Origin of the sequence: Burkholderia sp. KBS0801 (genome assembly GCF_005937855.2) — a bacterium.
Classification (GTDB): Bacteria; Pseudomonadota; Gammaproteobacteria; order Burkholderiales; family Burkholderiaceae; genus Burkholderia; species Burkholderia ambifaria.
Map to the genome: position 1 here is coordinate 472,757 of NZ_CP042178.1, position 19,204 is coordinate 491,960.

General features: G+C 66.3%; 17 protein-coding genes. 10 read left to right on the forward strand and 7 right to left on the reverse strand.

Going from position 1 to position 19,204, the window contains the following annotated elements; translation table 11 throughout:
- Positions 1-47 precede the first annotated feature (47 nt).
- Positions 48-2,225 (reverse strand): TonB-dependent siderophore receptor, encoded by a 2,178-nt coding sequence (locus tag FFI87_RS18920; RefSeq protein WP_138849515.1) that lies wholly within the window; start codon positions 2,223-2,225, stop codon positions 48-50.
- A 397-nt stretch (positions 2,226-2,622) separates the two neighbouring features.
- Between FFI87_RS18920 and FFI87_RS18925 the strand changes: the two genes are divergently transcribed.
- Positions 2,623-3,069 (forward strand): hypothetical protein, encoded by a 447-nt coding sequence (locus FFI87_RS18925; RefSeq protein WP_138849514.1) that lies wholly within the window; start codon positions 2,623-2,625, stop codon positions 3,067-3,069.
- Positions 3,070-3,129: 60 nt separating this feature from the next.
- Here FFI87_RS18925 and FFI87_RS18930 read toward each other — a convergent pair whose 3' ends face one another.
- From FFI87_RS18930 to FFI87_RS18950, 5 genes are all read right to left on the reverse strand, one after another.
- Entirely contained in the window at positions 3,130-4,224 is a 1,095-nt protein-coding gene (locus FFI87_RS18930; RefSeq protein WP_138849513.1) for a porin, read from the reverse strand.
- A gap of 103 nt (positions 4,225-4,327) precedes the next feature.
- Complete coding sequence (locus tag FFI87_RS18935; RefSeq protein WP_138849512.1) at positions 4,328-5,671, reverse strand: MFS transporter; 1,344 nt, start codon at positions 5,669-5,671, stop codon at positions 4,328-4,330.
- Between the two features lie 130 nt (positions 5,672-5,801).
- Positions 5,802-6,860: an aromatic ring-hydroxylating dioxygenase subunit alpha gene (locus FFI87_RS18940; RefSeq protein ID WP_138849511.1), complete on the reverse strand. Its 1,059-nt coding sequence runs from the start codon at positions 6,858-6,860 to the stop codon at positions 5,802-5,804.
- A gap of 48 nt (positions 6,861-6,908) precedes the next feature.
- Positions 6,909-7,874 carry a PDR/VanB family oxidoreductase gene (locus FFI87_RS18945; RefSeq protein ID WP_138849510.1) on the reverse strand — a complete coding sequence of 322 codons (966 nt, stop codon included), beginning with the start codon at positions 7,872-7,874 and terminating at the stop codon, positions 6,909-6,911.
- The gene (locus tag FFI87_RS18950; RefSeq protein ID WP_138850230.1) at positions 7,871-8,950 is read right to left on the reverse strand and encodes an aromatic ring-hydroxylating oxygenase subunit alpha; all 1,080 of its coding nucleotides are present in this window, start codon (positions 8,948-8,950) and stop codon (positions 7,871-7,873) included. The genes FFI87_RS18945 and FFI87_RS18950 overlap by 4 nt, the downstream gene beginning before the upstream one ends.
- 198 nt (positions 8,951-9,148) lie before the next feature.
- On the opposite strand from FFI87_RS18950, the gene FFI87_RS18955 reads away from it, so the two are divergent.
- Complete coding sequence (locus FFI87_RS18955; RefSeq protein ID WP_041490208.1) at positions 9,149-9,637, forward strand: MarR family winged helix-turn-helix transcriptional regulator; 489 nt, start codon at positions 9,149-9,151, stop codon at positions 9,635-9,637.
- Between the two features lie 67 nt (positions 9,638-9,704).
- Here FFI87_RS18955 and FFI87_RS18960 read toward each other — a convergent pair whose 3' ends face one another.
- Positions 9,705-10,451 carry a TetR/AcrR family transcriptional regulator gene (locus FFI87_RS18960; RefSeq protein WP_041490099.1) on the reverse strand — a complete coding sequence of 249 codons (747 nt, stop codon included), beginning with the start codon at positions 10,449-10,451 and terminating at the stop codon, positions 9,705-9,707.
- A 171-nt stretch (positions 10,452-10,622) separates the two neighbouring features.
- Here FFI87_RS18960 and FFI87_RS18965 point away from each other — a divergent pair, with 171 nt between their 5' ends.
- From FFI87_RS18965 to FFI87_RS19000, 8 genes are all read left to right on the forward strand, one after another.
- Positions 10,623-11,804, forward strand: a complete 1,182-nt coding sequence (locus FFI87_RS18965; RefSeq protein WP_012366814.1) for an isovaleryl-CoA dehydrogenase — start codon at positions 10,623-10,625, stop codon at positions 11,802-11,804.
- 31 nt (positions 11,805-11,835) lie between these two features.
- Positions 11,836-13,443 carry a carboxyl transferase domain-containing protein gene (locus FFI87_RS18970; RefSeq protein WP_138849509.1) on the forward strand — a complete coding sequence of 536 codons (1,608 nt, stop codon included), beginning with the start codon at positions 11,836-11,838 and terminating at the stop codon, positions 13,441-13,443.
- Positions 13,444-13,462: 19 nt separating this feature from the next.
- Positions 13,463-14,248: an enoyl-CoA hydratase/isomerase family protein gene (locus FFI87_RS18975; protein ID WP_138849508.1), complete on the forward strand. Its 786-nt coding sequence runs from the start codon at positions 13,463-13,465 to the stop codon at positions 14,246-14,248.
- Between the two features lie 36 nt (positions 14,249-14,284).
- Positions 14,285-16,285, forward strand: coding sequence for an acetyl/propionyl/methylcrotonyl-CoA carboxylase subunit alpha (locus tag FFI87_RS18980; RefSeq protein ID WP_138849507.1), 2,001 nt, complete (start codon positions 14,285-14,287; stop codon positions 16,283-16,285).
- Between the two features lie 23 nt (positions 16,286-16,308).
- Entirely contained in the window at positions 16,309-16,731 is a 423-nt protein-coding gene (locus FFI87_RS18985) for a hypothetical protein (RefSeq protein WP_138849506.1), read from the forward strand.
- A complete protein-coding gene (locus tag FFI87_RS18990) occupies positions 16,715-17,146 on the forward strand; it encodes an STM2901 family protein (protein WP_012366810.1) in 432 nt (143 codons plus the stop codon). The genes FFI87_RS18985 and FFI87_RS18990 overlap by 17 nt, the downstream gene beginning before the upstream one ends.
- On the forward strand, positions 17,146-17,484 hold the full coding sequence (locus tag FFI87_RS18995) for a DUF1493 family protein (RefSeq protein WP_012366809.1): 339 nt from the start codon (positions 17,146-17,148) through the stop codon (positions 17,482-17,484). The genes FFI87_RS18990 and FFI87_RS18995 overlap by 1 nt, the downstream gene beginning before the upstream one ends.
- 150 nt (positions 17,485-17,634) lie before the next feature.
- Positions 17,635-18,777 carry a DUF2827 domain-containing protein gene (locus FFI87_RS19000; RefSeq protein ID WP_138849504.1) on the forward strand — a complete coding sequence of 381 codons (1,143 nt, stop codon included), beginning with the start codon at positions 17,635-17,637 and terminating at the stop codon, positions 18,775-18,777.
- The last annotated feature ends 427 nt before the right edge of the window (positions 18,778-19,204 follow it).

Sequence of the window (19,204 nt, forward strand, 5' to 3'; positions counted from 1 at the left end):
GCGCGTCGCGCGTGTTGCGCGCCTCGGCCGGCCGGAGCGACGGTGTGTCAGAACGACACCGTCGTCGTCAGCGTGACGAGCCGCGGCTCGCCGACCGCGACGATCAGGTTGCTGTTGCTCGACGGATAGTAGGTCTTGTCGAGCAGGTTCTTCACGTTGAGCTGGATGCGCGTCGGGAACTTGCCGATCGTCGTCTCGTAGGCCGCGAACGCATCGACGGTCACGTAGCCGGGCAGCGTGAAGCTGTTCGCGGTGTCGCCGGGCCGTGCGCCGACGAGCCGCGCGCCGCCGCCGAAGCGCCAGCGGCCGGGCAGGTTCGCGATCGCCGTGTCATACACGGCGAACAGGCTGCCGGTGTGGCGCGCGACGTTGACGAGCGACGTGTTGCTGTCGCGATCGTTCGCGTTCGTATACGCATAGCTGCCGATCAGGCTCAGGTGCCGCGTGATCTGCCCCGCGACGTCGAGTTCGATCCCGCGCGAGCGCGCGGTGCCGATCGTCGACGTGATGTCGTCCACTGTTACCGCGACGTTGCGCTTGTCGATCTGGTAGGCCGCGAGCGTGCCGGTGATGCCCGGCTTCAGGTCGAACTTCAGGCCGGCTTCCAGCACGCGGCCGAATTCCGGCGCGAGCGGTGACGTGACATTCGACGCGACGTTCGGCTTGAACGAGCGGCTCACGTTCGCATACGCGGTCAGCGACGGCGTGAGCGCATACGCGAGCCCGAACTGCGGCAGCCACACGTTGCCGTGCGAGCGGTCGGCGAACGCGAACGGCCGCCCCATCCCCGATTCCTGCTGCCAGTCCTCCCAGCGCAGCCCGCCGACCGCGGTGAGCCGGTCGGTGATCTTCACGGAGTCCTGCACGATCATCGAATACGTGTGGACCAATGACCGCGAATCGCTCGACTTCGCGTTCGGCGTGCCGCCCGGCGCGAGCAGGCCGTAGACGGGATCGTAGAGATCGAAACCCTTGATCGCCTTGCCGCGGATCGTGTCGCCGCGGAAGCTGCGCTGCCGTTCGTATTCGCCACCGATGTAGAGCGCGTGATTCATCCCCGCGAGCGTCAGGTTGCCGAGCAGGCCGAGCGTCGCGATCTGGTCGGAGTCGTTGCGCCCGAGGTTCGCGTCGGACGTGCGCGTCATCGCGCCGGTCGCGCTGTTGAAGGCGGTGCCGCGGGCGATGTACTGATCGTAGCGGTCGCGGCCCCAGCCGTACGTCGCGCGCACGCGCCACGCGTCGGAGAAGCGGTGCTCGACGCGCGCGCGTAGCGTTTCCTGGATCCCGCTGCTTTGTGCCCAGGCTTCCTCGTAGCGGCGATAGCGCAGCGCGTCGTCGGGGCTGCCGTTCACGAGCACGGTGCCGCGATCGAACGGCATCGTGTAGTCGACGTACTGGTAGCTGACGTCGATCGACGTGTTCGCGTCGTGCCACGACAGCGCGGGCGCGATCAGCGCGTTGCGTTCGCGGCCGAAGCTGCGCCAGTAGCGGCTCGTGTCGTATTCGCCGGTGAGCCGGAACGCGAGCGTGCCGCCCGCGACCTGCCCCGGCTTGCCGAGCGGGCCCGTGAGGTCGAACTGCGCGCTGCTGCCGCCGTGGCTCGTGCGCGATGCGGAGATCGAGCCGCCGAACGTGTCCTCCGGCTTGCGCGTGACGAGGTTGATCACGCCGCCCGGGTCCTGCATCCCGTACAGCAGCGAAGCCGGGCCCTTCAGCACTTCGACGCGATCGATCGTCGCGAGATAGCTGTGCAGCACCGGCGTGCGGACCCCGTCGACCAGCACGGAGCCGTCGTTGTTCGAACCGAAACCGCGCTTGATGAATGCGTCGCGCGTACCGCCGAGCGTGTTGGTCTGCGTGACGCCGCTGATGTTGCCGAGCACGTCGTCGAGCGAGCGCGCCTGCTGATCCTGCATCACGCTGCTGCTGACCACGGCGACCGATTGCGGGATCTCCTTGAGCGGGCGCTCGTCGCCGCCGGCGATGCTGCTGGTGCGCGGCTGATAGCCGACGGTCGGATCGGCGACCGCCGATGCGTTGACGCTGATCGTCGGCAGTTCGCGTTCGGGCGGCGATACGGATGCCGGCGCGGAAGCGGATGCCGCCTGGGCGGGCTCCGCATCGGCATGCGCGCCGCTGGCGACGCAAAGGGTGATCAGGGCAGGCAGGCTCGCGCGCCACGGGCGCAAGGTCCGCGCGCGGCGGGGCGTTCGACGGGATGGCATGAATCGATGAGTGACGGAGTGCTAAGGACGGAGGCACAGGCCGCAGCGCTTCACTGCGCCGCTGCGGCAGGATGCGCATGATATATGTAATGAGAATCGTTTGCAATTGTAATGGGGCTGATGAGGACCGTGAACCGCGATTGCGGGGCCGTCGGCCGTCTGCTACCGTAGCGGCCAAAATCAGACGCAGTGAAATCCAATGAGAGCCGGGGGCCGCACCATGTCATCTTCCCATCACAGCGCGAGCGCGCTCATGCGCCGCGTTCGACCACGCGGGTGATGAAGTGATCGCAGCCGTGTTCCGCCATTCGAACGCATAAAGCAACGGAAGCGAATTCATCCGGCGTAGCGCCGGGCTTCAATCACTTCAATCACCACGCTAGAGGGGAGACCACCCATGAACAAGATTTCCGCGCCGTTCGCGGCGGTGACGCTTGCGTCCTGCGCGCTGTTGGCGGGCATTCAGCAGACCGCTTGCGCGGCTTCGGCCGCCGAGCCCGCGATCGACGCGCATTACGGCGCAGTGATCGAGGCCTACACGCGGGACATGGCCGCCGCGAAGACGAAGTACGACGGCAAGCGCCTCGTGTTCGTCGGCGCCGTGATCCGGATGGGCAGCGACCCGGGCGGCACGTACTTCGGCGCGTTGACGACCGACGGCGAACAGTTCGACACGCACTTCGACGTGGCCGATCAGGCTGCGCTGAAACCGAAATTCCCCGGCGGCGAGATCAAGCCGTTCACGGCGTCCGCGAATTTCCGCTTCAGCTGCGTGAACGAAGGCTATATCGATGCGCCCGTGTTGCCGGGGCTGAAGCTCGTGCATTGCCGGCTGGAGGGATGACGTCCGGCACGCGGGGATCGCGAGCGGCGGCGAGCCGCCGCAACGGCGCTGCCCGTGCCGTCAGAATTTCTGCTGAATCCCGGCCATGACGCCCAACTGGTTGCTGCCTGTCGCGACGGTTCCGCCCGCGGCCACCGCATTGGCGGCGGTGGCGCTGTTGAACATGTAGCCCACCGACGTATAGAGGGTCGTCCGCTTGGACAGGAAATAGTTCGCGCGGCCGACGAGCAGCGTGGCGTTCGTGCCGCCTTGGCTGTTTTCGCGACGCTGCAGGTAGCGCACGCCCTGCAGGTCGAGCGCGAGGTACGGCGTTGCGTAATACGTGCCGCCCGCGAACACGATGTCGGCCTGCAGGTGTGCGGCCGCCGCGAGATTGCGGCGGATCCAGCCGGCTCCGAGTTTCGCCGGGCCGATCTTCACGTAGCCGGCGACGATGTCGCGCGTGTCGGTGTACGCCGGATTGTTCAGCGGCGCGAGCGCGCCGCCGCCGCCGCGCATCACGTCGTGCGAGGCGGCCAGCCCGAAATTGCTCGCGTCATAGGCGAGCATCGCCGTGTATTGCCGGCAGGCGACGATGTCGCCGGGCACCTGACCGGCGCAGCCCGTCGCCGACGGTCCCGCCGGGCCGGCCGCGTCGCGGCCGAAGCTGTAGGTCGCGCCGAGCGTCACGCCGTGGAACGTGCCCTTGTAGCCGATCGCATTGTCGCTGCGCGAGTTCGGCAGGTAGGAGTCGAAATCCGCCATCGAATGAATCGACGGGCCGATCACGTCGGCATTGGTCAGCACGATCATTGTCATGTTCATCTGGCGGCCGAGGGTCAGCGCGCCGAACGGACTGTTCACGCCCACGTTCGCCTGCCGCCCGAACAGGCGGCCGCCATAGTTCAATGCGCCAGTGCCGGGCTGGAAGCCGTTTTCGAGCACGAAGAAGGCCTGGTAGCCGCCGCCGAGATCCTCCGTGCCTCTGACGCCCCAGCGTGACGGAACCTCGCCGGTCAGCGTCGGCATCCCGGTGAACGACCCGCCGTGCGCGGCGTTGTTGTAGTAGGACACACCGGTATCGATGATCCCGTACAGCGTGACGCTGCTTTGCGCGCAGGCCGGTCCGGCCAGCGCCATCGCCGTCGCGAGCGCGACGCCCAGTTTCGTTTTCATGGCTGTCTCCAAACAGTATGTAGATCTACTTATCGTTTTTTTGATTGCCCCGGACTTGCCCGGGGTACCGACGGGTATCGGTCGAGCCTGCGGGTGTCGTGCGTTACGACAGCGCCGGATCGCGTTGCCGGCGCGGTGCCGCGGCGCGCGCGCCCGCCACGGCGACGGCGATCGCCGCGCCGGCCAGCGGCACGAGGAACGCGAGATAGAGATGGGACACGGACCAGCCGTCGTCCAGCAGCGCGCCGACCGTCATCGGCGACAGGATCGCGCCGAGGCGGCCGATGCCGACCGCGAGACCGATGCCGGTCGTGCGGATCTCGGCCGGATACGGCGTCGGCGACAGCGCATACATGCCGGCCACGCACGCATTGATCACCGCGCCGAGGAACACCGCGACCGTCATGCCGATGCCGAGCGAGCCGGTGTTCGCGCCGAACACGACCATCAGCGCGCCGCCCAGCAGCAGCGTCGCGCCCAGCAGGTTGCGCAGCCCGAACCGCGTCGACAGCAGGCTGAAGAGCGACGCGCCCGCGATGCCGCCGAGATTGAGCAGCACGCCGCCGGTCACGCCCTGCGATGCCGACATGCCGGCCTGGACCAGCAGTTTCGGCGTCCAGCTCACGACGAAATAGAAGCTGCCCATCACGAGAAAGAACGCGATCCACAGCGCGATCGTGCGGCGCGTGAGCGGCGCGCGCAGCACGGCCGTCCAGCTCGACGCGGGGTTCGCCGTGCCGACGGAAGCGGTCGCGGCCGGCAGCGTGTCGATCGGCGCGCGCTTCATTCTCGCGAGGATGCGGTTGATTTTCGGCAGCGCGTCGTCCGGACGCCGCGCGAGCAGGAAGTCGAGCGATTCCGGCAGCAGCGCGAGCACCATCGGGATCGACATCAACGTCAGGATGCCGCCGAACGCGAACACGCTGCGCCATCCCCACGTCGACAGCAGGTAACCGGCGATCACGCCGCCGGCGGTGGCGCCGATCGCGTAGCCGGTCGACTGCATGCCGATCGCGGCGCTGCGCCATTTGTTCGATGCATACTCGCCGCTGATGACGGTCAGGCTCGCCAGCATGCCGCCGATGCCGAGCCCCGTGTACGCACGCGCGGCCGCAAGTTGCAGCGTGCTGTGGGTGGCCGCGCAGGCGAGCATCCCGGTCGAGATCACGCCGAGGCACAGCAGGATGATCCGGCGGCGGCCGACGCGGTCGGCCAGCGGCGCGATCAGCACCGAGCCGATGCCCATGCCGGCCAGCCCGGCGCTCAGCAGCAGGCCGATTTCCTTGCCGCTCAGTTTCCATTCGGCTGCCAGATGCGGCGCGGCAAACGCGATGGCCAGCACGTCGAAGCCATCGAGCATGTTCAGCACGACGCAGGCCGTGACCGCCATCGTCTGGAACGCGCTCATCGGGGATTCGTCGATCGTATTGCGGATATTTGCGATCACGTCAAAGATCCTTCGTAAGAATAGTATGACTAATTGATGGGGATGAAATCGACGCACTGCCGTAGCGAATGGGACGAAAGCGAATGCGCGGGCTGACGGGCAGCCCGGGTTACGCGCGCCGGCGCGCTGGCTACGCGGGTTCGGGTTGCAGCAGCCGCTCGATCACGCGCCGCGCGCGATTGGGGCCCGCGTCGACATGAATGTCGATCTGGCGGCCGTCCGGGAACCGCAGTTGATTCCGGTATTGCGCTTCGATCACGGTCTTGTCCTCGTCGAACGTCGCCGCGGATTGCTCGATGACCGTTCGCGCGACGCGTTCGATGTCGTGCCGCGGATTGGTCGCGACGGTCCAGAAGTAGTGCGTGGTCGTTTCCGTCTCGGGCGTGATGCCGTGGAAGCCGCGCATGTGAAAGCCGCCGCGCGCCGGATCGTGCAGGTCGCCGGTGCCGGCGTCCATCGCGCCGGTCCAGATCCGGATGTGCGACACGTGGAACTCGATTTCCTGCCAGCGATCGACGCGCCCCGCGAACGGCCATGCCGCCGTGTAGGTCGGCGGCGGCTCTGAATTGGGCATGCGGCGGACCAGTGTGACCGTGTCGCCGTCGGTGCTGACGCGGGTTTCCGCGCCCATGTGCAGCGACGCGTTGCCGCCGATCGTTTTCAGATGGACATAGCCGAGGTGGCTCAGGTCCATCAGGTTGTCGTGAATCAGCTGATACGGCGCGTCGTAATGGTAGTGGCCGCCGCCGAACCGGTAGTGCGGATCCGCGTGGAACGGATAGCGCGGCGGCGCGCAGGTCGGTTCAGCGTGCGCGTCGGCGCCGATCCAGATCCACACGATGGCGTCCTGTTCCCGCACCGGATACGACGCCACGCATGCCTTCGCCGGAATCCGGTCCTGGCCGGGAATCTCCACGCAGGCGCCGCCGCGGTCGAACAGCAGGCCGTGATAGCCGCAGCGCAGGCCGCGCGCTTCGAGCGAGCCGCACGACAGCGGCAGCGACTTGTGGCAGCAGCGATCCTCCAGCGCACCGACTTCCCCGGACGGCAAGCGGAACAGCACGACCGGGCGGCCGAGCAGGGTGCGCGCGACGGGTTTGTCCGTCAGTTCGGATGACAGCGCGGCGACCCACCATCGGTCGATAGGAAACTTAGTAGTATTGATTGGTGGTGCGGCATGATGCGCCATTGATCGTCTCCAGTATTGTGGTTTTCCGCCGCGTGCCGCGCGGTCCGTCTACAGATCGAGTACCAGCAGGTCGGTTCGCGATCGCGAACAGCACGGCATGAACTGGTCGCCGGCCGCTTGTTCCGCTTCCGTCAGATACGAATCGCGATGGTCGGGTTCGCCTTCGAGCACGCGCGTCACGCAGGTGCCGCATACGCCTTGCTCGCACGACGTCAGCACGTCGATGCCGTTGGCCGCCAGCGCCGCGACGACCGTGCATTCGGCCGGCACGTCGATCACCTTGCCGCTGCTGGCGATCCGCACCTGGAACGCGCGATCCGCGCCGGACGTCGCCGCCGCGCCGCCGAAGAACTCGTAGTGCAGCCGCTCGTCGGCCCAGTTGCGCCGGCGCGCTGCGTTCAGCACCGCATCCATAAAGCCGCGCGGGCCGCATACGTACAGGTGCGTGCCGTCGGGCGCCGCGGTGAGCACGGAGGCCAGGTCGAGGCGTTGTGCGGGGTCGCCGTCGTCGACGTGGAAGCGGGTGCGGTCATGAAACCCGGCTGCGTTGATCCGCTCGACGAACGCCATGCGGTCGGCCGAGCGCGCACAGTAGTGCATGTCGAATGACATGCCGGACGAAAACAGGCGTTCCGCCATGCAGAGAATCGGCGTGACGCCGATCCCGCCGGCGAGCAACAGGTGGTGCGGTGCGTCGGGCGCGAGCGGGAATTGATTGCGCGGGAGGCCGATCCGCACGGTATCGCCTTGCCGCACTTCGTCGTGAATGGCGCGCGACCCGCCGCGGCCGTCGGCATCGCGCAGCACCGCGATCTGATAGCGGTCGCCGTGCTCCGGGTGATTGCACAGCGAGTACTGGCGCACGAGGCCGCCCGGCAAATGCACGTCGATATGGGCGCCGGCGTCGAAGCGCGGCAACGGCGAACCGTCGTCGCTGACGAATTCGAAGCCGCAGATGTCGCGCGCTTCCTGCCACTTGCGGGCGACCCGGACCGTCAGCGTCTCGGCGTTCATGACGCCTCCTTGACCTGCGCGACCGGAATCACGGGGCGCTGCGGGCTCGACGCCTGTTCGGCGGCGAGCAGCCGCTCGATCACCTTGCGCGACAGCACGCCGCCGGCGTCGATGTTCAGCTTGAGCAGCTTGCGGTCGGGCCACTGCTCGAGGTTGAGCTGCTGGCGCTCGAGCATCTCGAGATCCTCGGCGAAGATCTTGCCCTGGCCCTCGCGGATCTCGGCGGTCAGCGCGTGATCGTCGGGCCGGAAGTTGCGCGCCATCCCCCAGAAGTACCAGATCGAGGTGTCCGTCTCGGGCGTGATGAAGTCGACCACGATCGACGAGGCCTTCAGCTCGGCCGGCGCGTCGTAGCCGCCGTGGCCCGCATGCGCGACGCCCACTTCGATCATCACGTGGCTCGGCGGCGTGAAGCGGCAGATCTGCCAGCGGTCGACCGGCACGTCGTCGGCCAGCCCGTTGCCGCGCAGCGCCATCCGCCAGAACGGCGGAGGCATCACGTTCTGCATGAAGCGGCTCGTGACGACTTCGTCGCCGTTGGCGGTCGTCTTCGGCGGCGCTTCGTCGATTTCCTTCTGGCCGATGCTCGTCGCATGCACGTACGTTTCGTGCGTGAGGTCCATCAGGTTGTCGATCATCAGCCGGTAGTCGCAGCGGATGTGATACAGGCCGCCGCCGTGCGCCCAGGCCGGATCCTCGGCCCACGACAGCGCGGGCAGCCGGGCGGGATCGGCTTCGGACGCATCGCCCGGCCACACCCAGATGAAGCCGTACCGTTCGACGACGGGGAAGCTGCGAATCGGCGGGAAGCCGCCGACCCGCTGGCCCGGCATGCCGGTCGCCTTGCCGTTGCAGCCCATTTCCAGCCCGTGATAGCCGCACACGAGCACGCCGTCGCGCACGAACCCCAGCGACAGCGGCGCGCCGCGGTGCGGGCAGAAGTCCTCGAGTGCGGCGACCTGGCCGTCCGCCGCGCGGTAAAACACCATCGGCTCGTTGCAGATCTTGCGGCCCAGCGGCTTGCCGTCGATTTCATCGGGCGTGCAGGCTACGTACCAAGCGTTCTTGAGAAACACGTTCATCGTCTCCTTCAGGGCGGTGCCGCCGATACGCGGCACGTCTTCATTCCGTGTACTGAATGAGATTCAGTGTACGCATTGAGATTGGCTGGAGCAAGGCGGGCGGTATACTGGTTTTCCCGGGAAATGGCGCGAGGCAGCGTCATGCCGTCGGTGCACGCAACGGCGTGCGCCGCCTATGTCATCGACTCATCCATGGAAAAAACCAATCCCGCCGACGCGCCGGCATTCCCGCTCGATCTGTACGACGAACCCGGGCACCTGATCCGGCGCGCGCACCAGATCGCGGTTGCGATGTTCTACGAAAAGCTGGGCCGGGACGTGACGCCGGTGCAGTACGCGGTCCTGCGGATGCTCTACGAATGCCCGGGGCTCGACCAGGTGACGCTCGCGCAGCGGGTGGCGCTCGACACGTCGACCACCGCGGATCTCGCGGTCCGGCTCGAAGCGAAAGGATTGATCGTCCGCGAAGTGCTGCCGCGGCGTCAGCGGCGCCTGCTGCTGACGCCGGCGGGCGTGGAACTGCTCACGCACCTGATTCCGTCGGTGAAGGAGCTGCGTGCCGGCCTGTTCGACGGGATGGGAGAGGACGATTCGGAGGAACTGATGCGGCTGTTGCGCAAGTTCGTCCATCTGAACAACGAGCAGAGCCGCGCGCCGCTGCGGGTGAGCGAGGATTCGTAGCGGGCGGTTTTCGCGAGATGAAGTAGAAGCGGCGGGGGCAGGTGAAGGCAGGCGAAACCCGCCAGCGTCACGCGCGTGACGCGTGCCCTTCCAGCCGCCGCACCGCTTCCGCGACCTCGTTCCTGAAGCGCACCAACGCCGCCTGCTCCGGCGCGGGCGGCTGCACGGCCGCCCACAGCATGTCGACCAGCTGCGTGGCCGTCGTTTCCGTATCGAGCTTGCGGTGCCCGAGGATCGCATCCCACAGCACGTGCTCGATCGGCCCGAACACCATCGAGCGCAGCAGGCTCAGCGGCATGTCGCGGCGCACCTGCCCGGCCGCCTGGCCGCGCGCGAGCACGTCCATCAGCGGCGCCGTGTAGCGGCGCTGCAGCGCGGTGAGCTCGTCGCTCAGCGCATGCTGCTTCGCACGACCCTCCGACAGCACCAGCGCGCACAGCCCCGTGCCGTTCACCAGCATCAGCCGCAGGTGGGTGCGCACGATGAACGCGAACTGCTGCTGCACCGATGCCTCCACCGGCATCCCGTGCTCGAACGCGGCAATGATTTCGTCATACCAGTCGGCGATCACGCGTGCGCACAGCTCGCGCTTGCCGCGGAAATAGCTGAACACCGTCGCCTCCGACACGCCGACGCGCTGCGCGATCTCGGCGGCCGTCGCATGCTCGTAACCCTTTTCGGCGAACACTTCACGACCGGCGCGCAGGATGTCCTGCACGCGCTGCTGGGATTTGCGCCCGGCAGGTGCGCGCGATGGCTCGGCGCGGTCGGGTCTGGCAGTTGCGGTCATGGTGTCGGCGGGAGCGGCTGTCATGCTGCGATGATATCTGAGTATCACTCAAAAAACTATTGACGCCAAGCCGGACGAGGCGCGAAACTGTGCAAAATTTCCGCTGTATTGGCTTAATGAATCGACGCATTGATCCGATTTGAGCGAAACTCAGAAATCGGCGCGTGCGACCCACTTTCTGGAGACGGAGGAGACATGATCAACCTGCCCGGCGTGCAATTCATGCTCGGTGAAGACATCGAGATGCTGCGCGACGCCGTCGCGACGTTTGCGGCGAAGGAAATCACGCCGCGCGCGGCGGAGGTCGACCGCACCGACCAGTTTCCGATGGATCTGTGGAAGAAGTTCGGCGATCTCGGCGTGCTCGGCATGACGGTGGCCGAGGAATACGGCGGCGCGAACATGGGCTACACCGCGCACATGGTCGCGATGGAGGAGATCTCGCGCGCATCGGCGTCGATCGGCCTGTCGTACGGCGCGCACTCGAACCTGTGCGTGAACCAGATCCACCGCAACGGCACCGACGCGCAAAAGCAGAAGTACCTGCCGAAGCTCGTGTCGGGCGAACACATCGGCGCGCTCGCGATGAGCGAGCCGAACGCGGGCTCCGACGTCGTCAGCATGAAGCTGCGCGCCGACAAGCGCGGCGACCATTACGTGCTCAACGGCACGAAGATGTGGATCACCAATGGCCCCGATTGCGACACGCTCGTCGTCTACGCGAAGACGGACCTCGACGCCGGCTCGCGCGGCATCACCGCGTTCATCGTCGAGAAGGGGATGAAGGGCTTCTCGGTCGCGCAGAAACTCGACAAGCTCGGCATGCGCGGGTCGCACACGGGCGAGCTCGTGTTCCAGGACGTCGAGGTGCCGGAGGAGAACATCCTCGGCCAGCTCAACGGCGGCGTGAAGGTGCTGATGAGCGGCCTCGACTACGAGCGCGCGGTGCTGTCGGGCGGCCCGACGGGCATCATGGCCGCGTGTCTCGACGCGGTGGTTCCGTATATCCACGACCGCAAGCAGTTCGGCCAGTCGATCGGCGAGTTCCAGCTGATCCAGGGCAAGGTCGCCGACATGTACACGACGTTCCAGGCGTGCCGCGCCTACCTGTACGCGGTCGGCCGCCATCTCGACTCGGCGGGCAGCGACCATATTCGCCAGGTGCGCAAGGACTGCGCGGGCGTGATCCTCTATACGGCCGAGAAGGCCACGTGGATGGCCGGCGAGGCGATCCAGATCCTCGGTGGCAACGGCTACATCAACGAATACCCGGTCGGTCGTCTGTGGCGCGATGCGAAGCTGTACGAGATCGGCGCCGGCACGAGCGAGATCCGCCGGATGCTGATCGGCCGCGAGCTGTTCGCGGAAACGATGTAACGCCCCACGTCACGCGAACGGAGCCCCGTCGATGCCGATCATCGAATCGAAACTGAACCCGCGTTCGGAAGAATTCCGCACGAACGCCGCGGCGCTGGAGGCGGTCGTCGCCGACCTGCGCGCGAAGATCGAACAGCTCGCGCAAGGCGGCGGCCAGGCCGCGCGCGACAAGCACCTGTCACGCGGCAAGCTGCTGCCGCGCGACCGGATCGCGCAACTGCTCGATCCCGGCGCGCCGTTCCTCGAGTTCTCGCAGCTCGCGGCGAATGGCATGTACAACGACGACGCGCCCGGAGCGGGCGTGATCACCGGCATCGGCCGGATCGCGGGCCGCGAGTGCGTGATCGTGTGCAACGACGCAACGGTCAAGGGCGGCACCTACTATCCGATCACCGTGAAGAAGCACGTGCGCGCACAGGAAATCGCCGCGGAAAACCGGCTGCCGTGCGTGTACCTCGTCGACTCGGGCGGCGCGAACCTGCCGAACCAGGACGACGTGTTTCCCGATCGCGACCATTTCGGGCGCATCTTCTTCAACCAGGCGACGATGTCCGCCGCGGGGATCGCGCAGATCGCGGTCGTGATGGGCTCGTGCACGGCGGGCGGCGCGTATGTGCCGGCGATGAGCGACGAGTCGATCATCGTGAAGAACCAGGGCACGATTTTCCTCGGCGGGCCGCCGCTCGTGAAGGCCGCGACCGGCGAGGAAGTGAGCGCCGAGGATCTCGGCGGCGGCGACGTGCACACGCGCCTGTCGGGCGTGGCCGACCATCTCGCGCAGAACGACGCGCATGCGCTGTCGATCGCGCGCAACATCGTCGGTCATCTCGCGCCGAAGATCGCGTCGCCGCTCGCGCTGCGCGAACCGAAGCCGCCGCGCTACGACGCGAAGAGCCTGTACGGCGTGATTCCGGTCGACACGCGCAAGCCGTTCGACGTGCGCGAGGTGATCGCGCGCATCGTCGACGATTCTGAGTTCGACGAATTCAAGGCGCGCTTCGGCACGACGCTGGTTACGGGCTTCGCGCACATCTGGGGCCATCCGGTCGGGATCATCGCGAACAACGGCATCCTGTTTTCCGAATCGGCCGTGAAGGGCGCGCATTTCATCGAGCTGTGCTGCCAGCGCAAGATCCCGCTCGTGTTCCTGCAGAACATCACGGGCTTCATGGTCGGCCGCAAGTACGAGAACGAAGGCATCGCGCGCCACGGCGCGAAGATGGTGACGGCCGTGTCGAATGCGAAGGTGCCGAAGTTCACGGTGATCATCGGCGGCTCGTTCGGCGCGGGCAACTACGGGATGTGCGGCCGCGCGTTCGGCCCGCGCTTCCTGTGGATGTGGCCGAACGCGCGCATTTCGGTGATGGGCGGCGAGCAGGCCGCGTCGGTACTCGCGACCGTGCGCCGCGACAGCATCGAGGCGAAGGGCGGCGCGTGGTCGGCCGAGGAGGAGGATGCGTTCAAGCAGCCGATCCGCGACCAGTACGAGCGCCAGGGGCATCCGTACTACGCGAGCGCGCGGCTGTGGGACGACGGCGTGATCGACCCCGCGCAGACGCGCGACGTGCTGGGGCTCGGCCTCGCCGCGTCGATGAACGCGCCGATCGACGACACGCGCTTCGGCGTGTTCCGCATGTAACGGCCGGGAGGGCTGACCGATGCGATACGAAACGATCAAGGTACACGAGGCCGACCGCGTGGCGACCGTCACGCTCGCGCGCCCGGCCGTGCGCAACGCGTTCGACGAGACGACGATCGCCGAGCTGACCACCGCGTTCGAGTGGCTCGACGCGCACGAGGGCGTGCGCGCGATCGTGCTCGCGGCGGAAGGCGCCGCGTTCTGCGCGGGCGCGGACCTGAACTGGATGAAGAAGATGGCCGGTTACTCGGACGACGAGAACCGTGCCGATGCGCGCAAGCTCGCGCGGATGCTCGAGGCGATTCATCGCTGCGGCAAACCGGTGATCGCGCGCGTGCACGGCGACGCGTATGCAGGCGGCGTGGGCCTCGTCGCGGCGGCCGACATCGCGATCGCCGCCGACGGCGCGAAGTTCTGTCTGTCCGAAGCGCGGCTCGGGCTGATTCCCGCGACGATCGCGCCGTACGTCGTGCGCGCGATGGGCGAGCGCGCGGCGCGCCGCTACTTCACGACGGCCGAAGTGTTCGACAGCGCGCGCGCCGCGTCGCTCGGCTTCATTCACGATGCAGTGCCGGCCGACGCGCTCGACGAAACGGTCGCGAAGCTGGCCGCGGCGCTCGTCGCGAACGGTCCCGACGCGGTGCGGGCGTGCAAGCGGCTCGTCGCCGACGTGGCCGGGCGGCCGCTCGACGCGACGCTGATCGAGCAGACCGCCGACTGGATCGCGCGCACCCGCGCCGGCGCGGAAGCGCGCGAAGGGATCGCGTCGTTCCTCGAGAAGCGCACGCCTTCGTGGCGTGAATGACGGCGTGCCAATAACTTTCCGGACGACACCGAAGCCATGTTCGACAAGATTCTGATCGCCAACCGCGGCGAAATCGCCTGCCGCGTCGCCGCGACGTGCAAACGTCTCGGGATCGCGAGCGTCGCCGTCTATTCCGACGCGGACGCGAACGCGAAGCACGTCGCCGCATGCGACGAAGCCGTGCATATCGGCGGCGCGGCGGCCGCGGACAGCTACCTGCGCGGCTTGCGCATCATCGAGGCCGCGCGCGCGACCGGCGCGCAGGCCATCCACCCCGGCTACGGCTTCCTGTCGGAGAACGAGGATTTCGCACACGCATGCGAAGCGGCCGGCATCGTGTTCATCGGGCCGCCGGTCGACGCGATCGCGGCGATGGGCTCGAAGGCGGCCGCGAAGGCGCTGATGCACGCGGCCGCGGTGCCGCTCGTGCCCGGCTATCACGGCGACGACCAGGATACGGCCAATCTGCATCGCGAAGCCGACGAGATCGGCTACCCGGTGCTGCTGAAGGCGAGCGCGGGTGGCGGCGGCAAGGGGATGCGCGTGGTCGAGCGCTCCGAGGACTTCCGGGCGGCGCTCGCGTCGTGCCAGCGCGAGGCCGCGAGCAGCTTCGGCAACGCCCGGGTGCTGATCGAGAAATACCTGACGCGCCCGCGTCACGTCGAAGTGCAGGTGTTCGGCGACACGCACGGCAACACCGTCTACCTCTTCGATCGCGACTGCTCGGTGCAGCGCCGTCACCAGAAGGTGCTCGAGGAAGCGCCGGCGCCGGGCCTGCCCGACGACCTGCGTCGCGCGATGGGCGAGGCGGCCGTCGCGGCCGCGCGCGCGGTGCATTACGTCGGGGCGGGCACCGTCGAATTCATCATGACGGCCGACGCGTTCTACTTCATGGAAATGAACACGCGCCTGCAGGTCGAGCATCCGGTCACCGAGATGGTCACCGGGCTCGATCTCGTCGAGTGGCAACTGCGCGTCGCGGCGGGCGAGCCGCTGCCGCTGACGCAGGACCAACTACGCGTGCAGGGCCATGCGATCGAGGCACGGCTCTACGCGGAAAACCCGGCGCGCGGCTTCCTGCCGTCCACCGGCACACTGAAGCACCTGCGGCTGCCGGAAGGCGTCGAGTTCGCGATCGGCGCGCCGGTGCGCATCGACAGCGGCGTGCGCGAAGGCGACGCGATCACGCCGTTCTACGATCCGATGATCGCGAAGCTGATCGTGCACGGCGCGGACCGCGCGGAAGCGCTCGGCACGATGCTGCGCGCGCTGCGGGCTTGCGAGGTGGTCGGCCTGCACACGAACGCCGCGTTTCTGCAGCGGATCGTCGCGAGCGAGCCGTTCGCGACCGCCAATCTCGACACCGGCCTGATCGAGCGCAACCACGATGCGCTGTTCGCGCCGCAACAGTCGCCGCGTACGACGCTGGCGCTGGCCTGCGCGGCGCTGCTCGCGCGCGAGCGCGGGGCGGCCGCGCAGCAGGGCGTGTCGCCGTGGCATGCGCTGCCGGACTGGCGGCTGAACGGCGGCTATCGCCGCACGCTCGAATGGCATGCCCCCGATCGCGAAGCGGACGTGACGGTCACCTACGACGACAATGGCGGCCACGCGAGCCTCGCCACCGGCGACGCGGCCGCGCAGCCGTTCGCGTGGACGCGCGGCGCGACGCCGCTCGACTTCGACGTGACGCTCGACGGCGTGCGCAGCAGCGGCCGCGTATATGCGGACGGCGACAGTTTCCACGTGTTCACGCAGGGTGTCGCCGAGACGTTCGAATGGCGCAACGTGCTCGCGCACGCGGGCGATGCCGAGCATGGCGGCGGCCGCCTGACCGCGCCGATGCCCGGCAAGGTGATCGCGGTGCTGGTCGAGCCGGGCCAGAAGGTCGAGGCCGGCACGCCGCTGATCGTGATGGAAGCGATGAAGATGGAGCACACGATCGGCGCGCCGGGCACGGGTGTCGTCGCGGAAGTGCTGTACGGCGTCGGCGATCAGGTCGCGGATGGCGCGCAGTTGCTGGTGATGGCGGAAGACTGATCGCGGCGTGTGCGTGAGGGCCCTTGCCGGCCCTCACGGATAGCGCGGGCGTCCGCTCGCGAATCGTCGATCGCATACAAAAAGTAAAAGATGCGCGTGCAACGTTTTCATGGTTTCTGGGCCATCAACCGATCCCGGCCGTTGATCAGCGGCGCAACATGCGCCGTTTCTCGTCGATTCGGCTGTTGCAACACTCGTTAACAGATCGAAAACGGCTTCTCCTCCGCTTCATCGGCAACGCGAATTCGCCTGATCCCCCGTGGAGCAAGGCACGGAATGACAGCGATCGCTTTCCGGATGTCACGCTGGATGAGCGAAGCCATCACATCTTTCTGCTCACGCTCGATGGGCAGCGCTACCGTGACGATCGGGATGCGCAGTCCGGTGCATTGCGCAATGATCAAAAGAGCGAGTGGAGAGAAAATAAAAATGGCGAACAAATATGATTACGGGGGCCACGGAGATCTGACGCCGCCGGAATTGTTTTGCCTGATCGTGATCGACGTCGCCTGTGATGAATTGGGCATCGATGATGCTGTCGGGATCGCAATGATTTTATTGGGGCAAAGATTTGTGCCTACCCGAGGAAAATTCCACGGAGCGGTCAAGGGGACATCGGTCGCATCAAGGGTTTCACGGAGGTTGCTCCCCTATGAAATCAAGCACAAAATTCTTCCAACGGTAACTTCATTCAAGAGTCTCGTGCTTCTCAAGGTGAAATTTACCAGGGAGCTCGGCGTATTTGTCGGACGGGCGGTGCCGGTGGCCGGATGGATCATTACAGCTGCCGACGTATCGATCATAATGTATCGCTCTGCAGTCACGTACAATCGCCTGGTCAAGCCGGAGGATCGTTTTTGATGGACGCTCGTCTGATCGAGATGGTGCGGGAGGAGGCTGATTCGCCGTTGTGGGGTGAGCTTGAAATTACCCCGGAAACGGATCTCTGCATTGATCTTGAGCTTTCCGACAGAGCCATGTTGAGATTGATGCGGAGATTTTCGGAATCGTTCGGTGTCGATATTTCTGCTTTCGATGTGGATTATTACTACCCCTCCAGAAAATTGGGTTTCGGTCGATTTCTGGTGGAAGTGTTCAAGTCGCCGTTCAGCAGCGGCGCCAGGGACAAAATCCTGGAGCGTCCGCTGACCATCCGGATGATGGAGGCGGCAATCGAAGCCGGACGATGGGAGATGTGACAGCTCGGCAACGGGCGCGCCGTAACCCGTCCATCGCTGACCATCCATGACAGTCCTGCGGCCGGCAGTCCGCTAGAATGACGCGTTGTTCCCGGGGTGCGCCGCCATGCGCGCCACATCGCGTCCATTCAATTTCCCGTCCCGCCGACGATGACGTCTCCTGTCCTGAACGGCCTGCGCATCGGTATCACGATCGGTCTGCGCGCCCCCGACGAAAGCCTGTGGATCAATGGCATCAAGCAGAACGCGCTGTTTCTCGCGAAGCTGTTGATGGCGTCGCCGCATGGCTATCGCGTGACGCTGGTCAACACGACCGACGTACCGCTCACCGACGCGCTGCCGTGGGATCGCACCGTATTCGACACGCGCGCATTCGCCGACATGAAGGATGCGCTCGACGTGGTGATCGAGCTCGGTGGCCAGATCGACGCCGCGCAGACGGACTACCTGAAGGCGCGCGGCGCGAAGATCGTCAGCTATTGCTGCGGCGTCGAGTACATCAACGCGATGGAGTCGATGCTGTTCGGCCGCCGGCTGTGGGACTCACTGTTCATCAACCGCGGCTACGACGAGGTGTGGGCGATTCCGCAGATCGCACCGTCATCGCTGCCGTTCCTGCAGTCGCTGCGTCGCTGCCCGGGGCGCGTCGTGCCGTTCGTATGGGATCCGATGTTCCTGAGCGCGCGTGCGGCATCGCTGCCCGAGCACGGCGAATACCGGCCGCGCGGCGAGCTGGGCAAGCGGCTCACGGTGATGGAGCCGAACCACAACGTCGTGAAGTTCTGCGTGTACCCGATGCTGATCATCGACGAAGCGTATCGCAGCGACCCCGATGCGATCTGCTTCACGCACGTGACGAACGCCGACCGTCTCGCACACGACAGCCCCGAGTTCGTGATGCTGATGAACTATCTGGACATCGTGCGCGCGGGCAAGGCGAGCTTCGTCGGACGCTTCGACACGCCGCTGTTCCTGGCCGATCTCACCGACATCGTCGTGTCGCATCAATGGTCGAACCCGCTCAACTACTTCTATTTCGACGTGTGCTGGCAGGGCTATCCGCTCGTGCACAACGCGAGCCTCGCGCCTGATCTCGGCTACTACTATCCGGACAACGACGTGCAGCAGGGCGCGCAGGCGCTGCTGCACGCGCTGCACACGCACGACGACGACTGGCAGGGGTACACGCGGCGCCAGCGCGAGATCCTCGGCCGCTATACGTCGGCCAACCCTGCGCTCGTCGCCGAATACGACGCGCTGCTCGCAAATCTGATCGGCGCGACGGCTGCTTGAGCTTGATTGCGTGACGCCTGCCGCAGCCGGTGGACCCGCGTTAATGTCTGATGAAAATCCCGCCGTAAAAAAGAAACCGCCGAACCGGGGAAGATTCGACGGTTTTTGAAGGCACTAAATTGACGGCTCCGAGGGAAGTCCGTCAGAAATCATTTTATAGGTTAACAAATCGGAAAGATTGTTAAAGATCTTTCAATTGACTAATGCCGTATAGTTCGGCCCGATATTGTCATTTTATTTGGGTGGACTATTGTTTTGTCATTTTCAATATCGTTTGAAACGGCGAAATTGAATTCTCCGGGGGCCGAATGCCCGATGGGAGCCCGCTGGTGACGCGCCAGCAGGGCCTCGCGGCGAATGCGGGCGACATGTCCGGATGCGGTTTCGCTACCGAATATTAATCATACGAAATAACGGCCGCCTGATT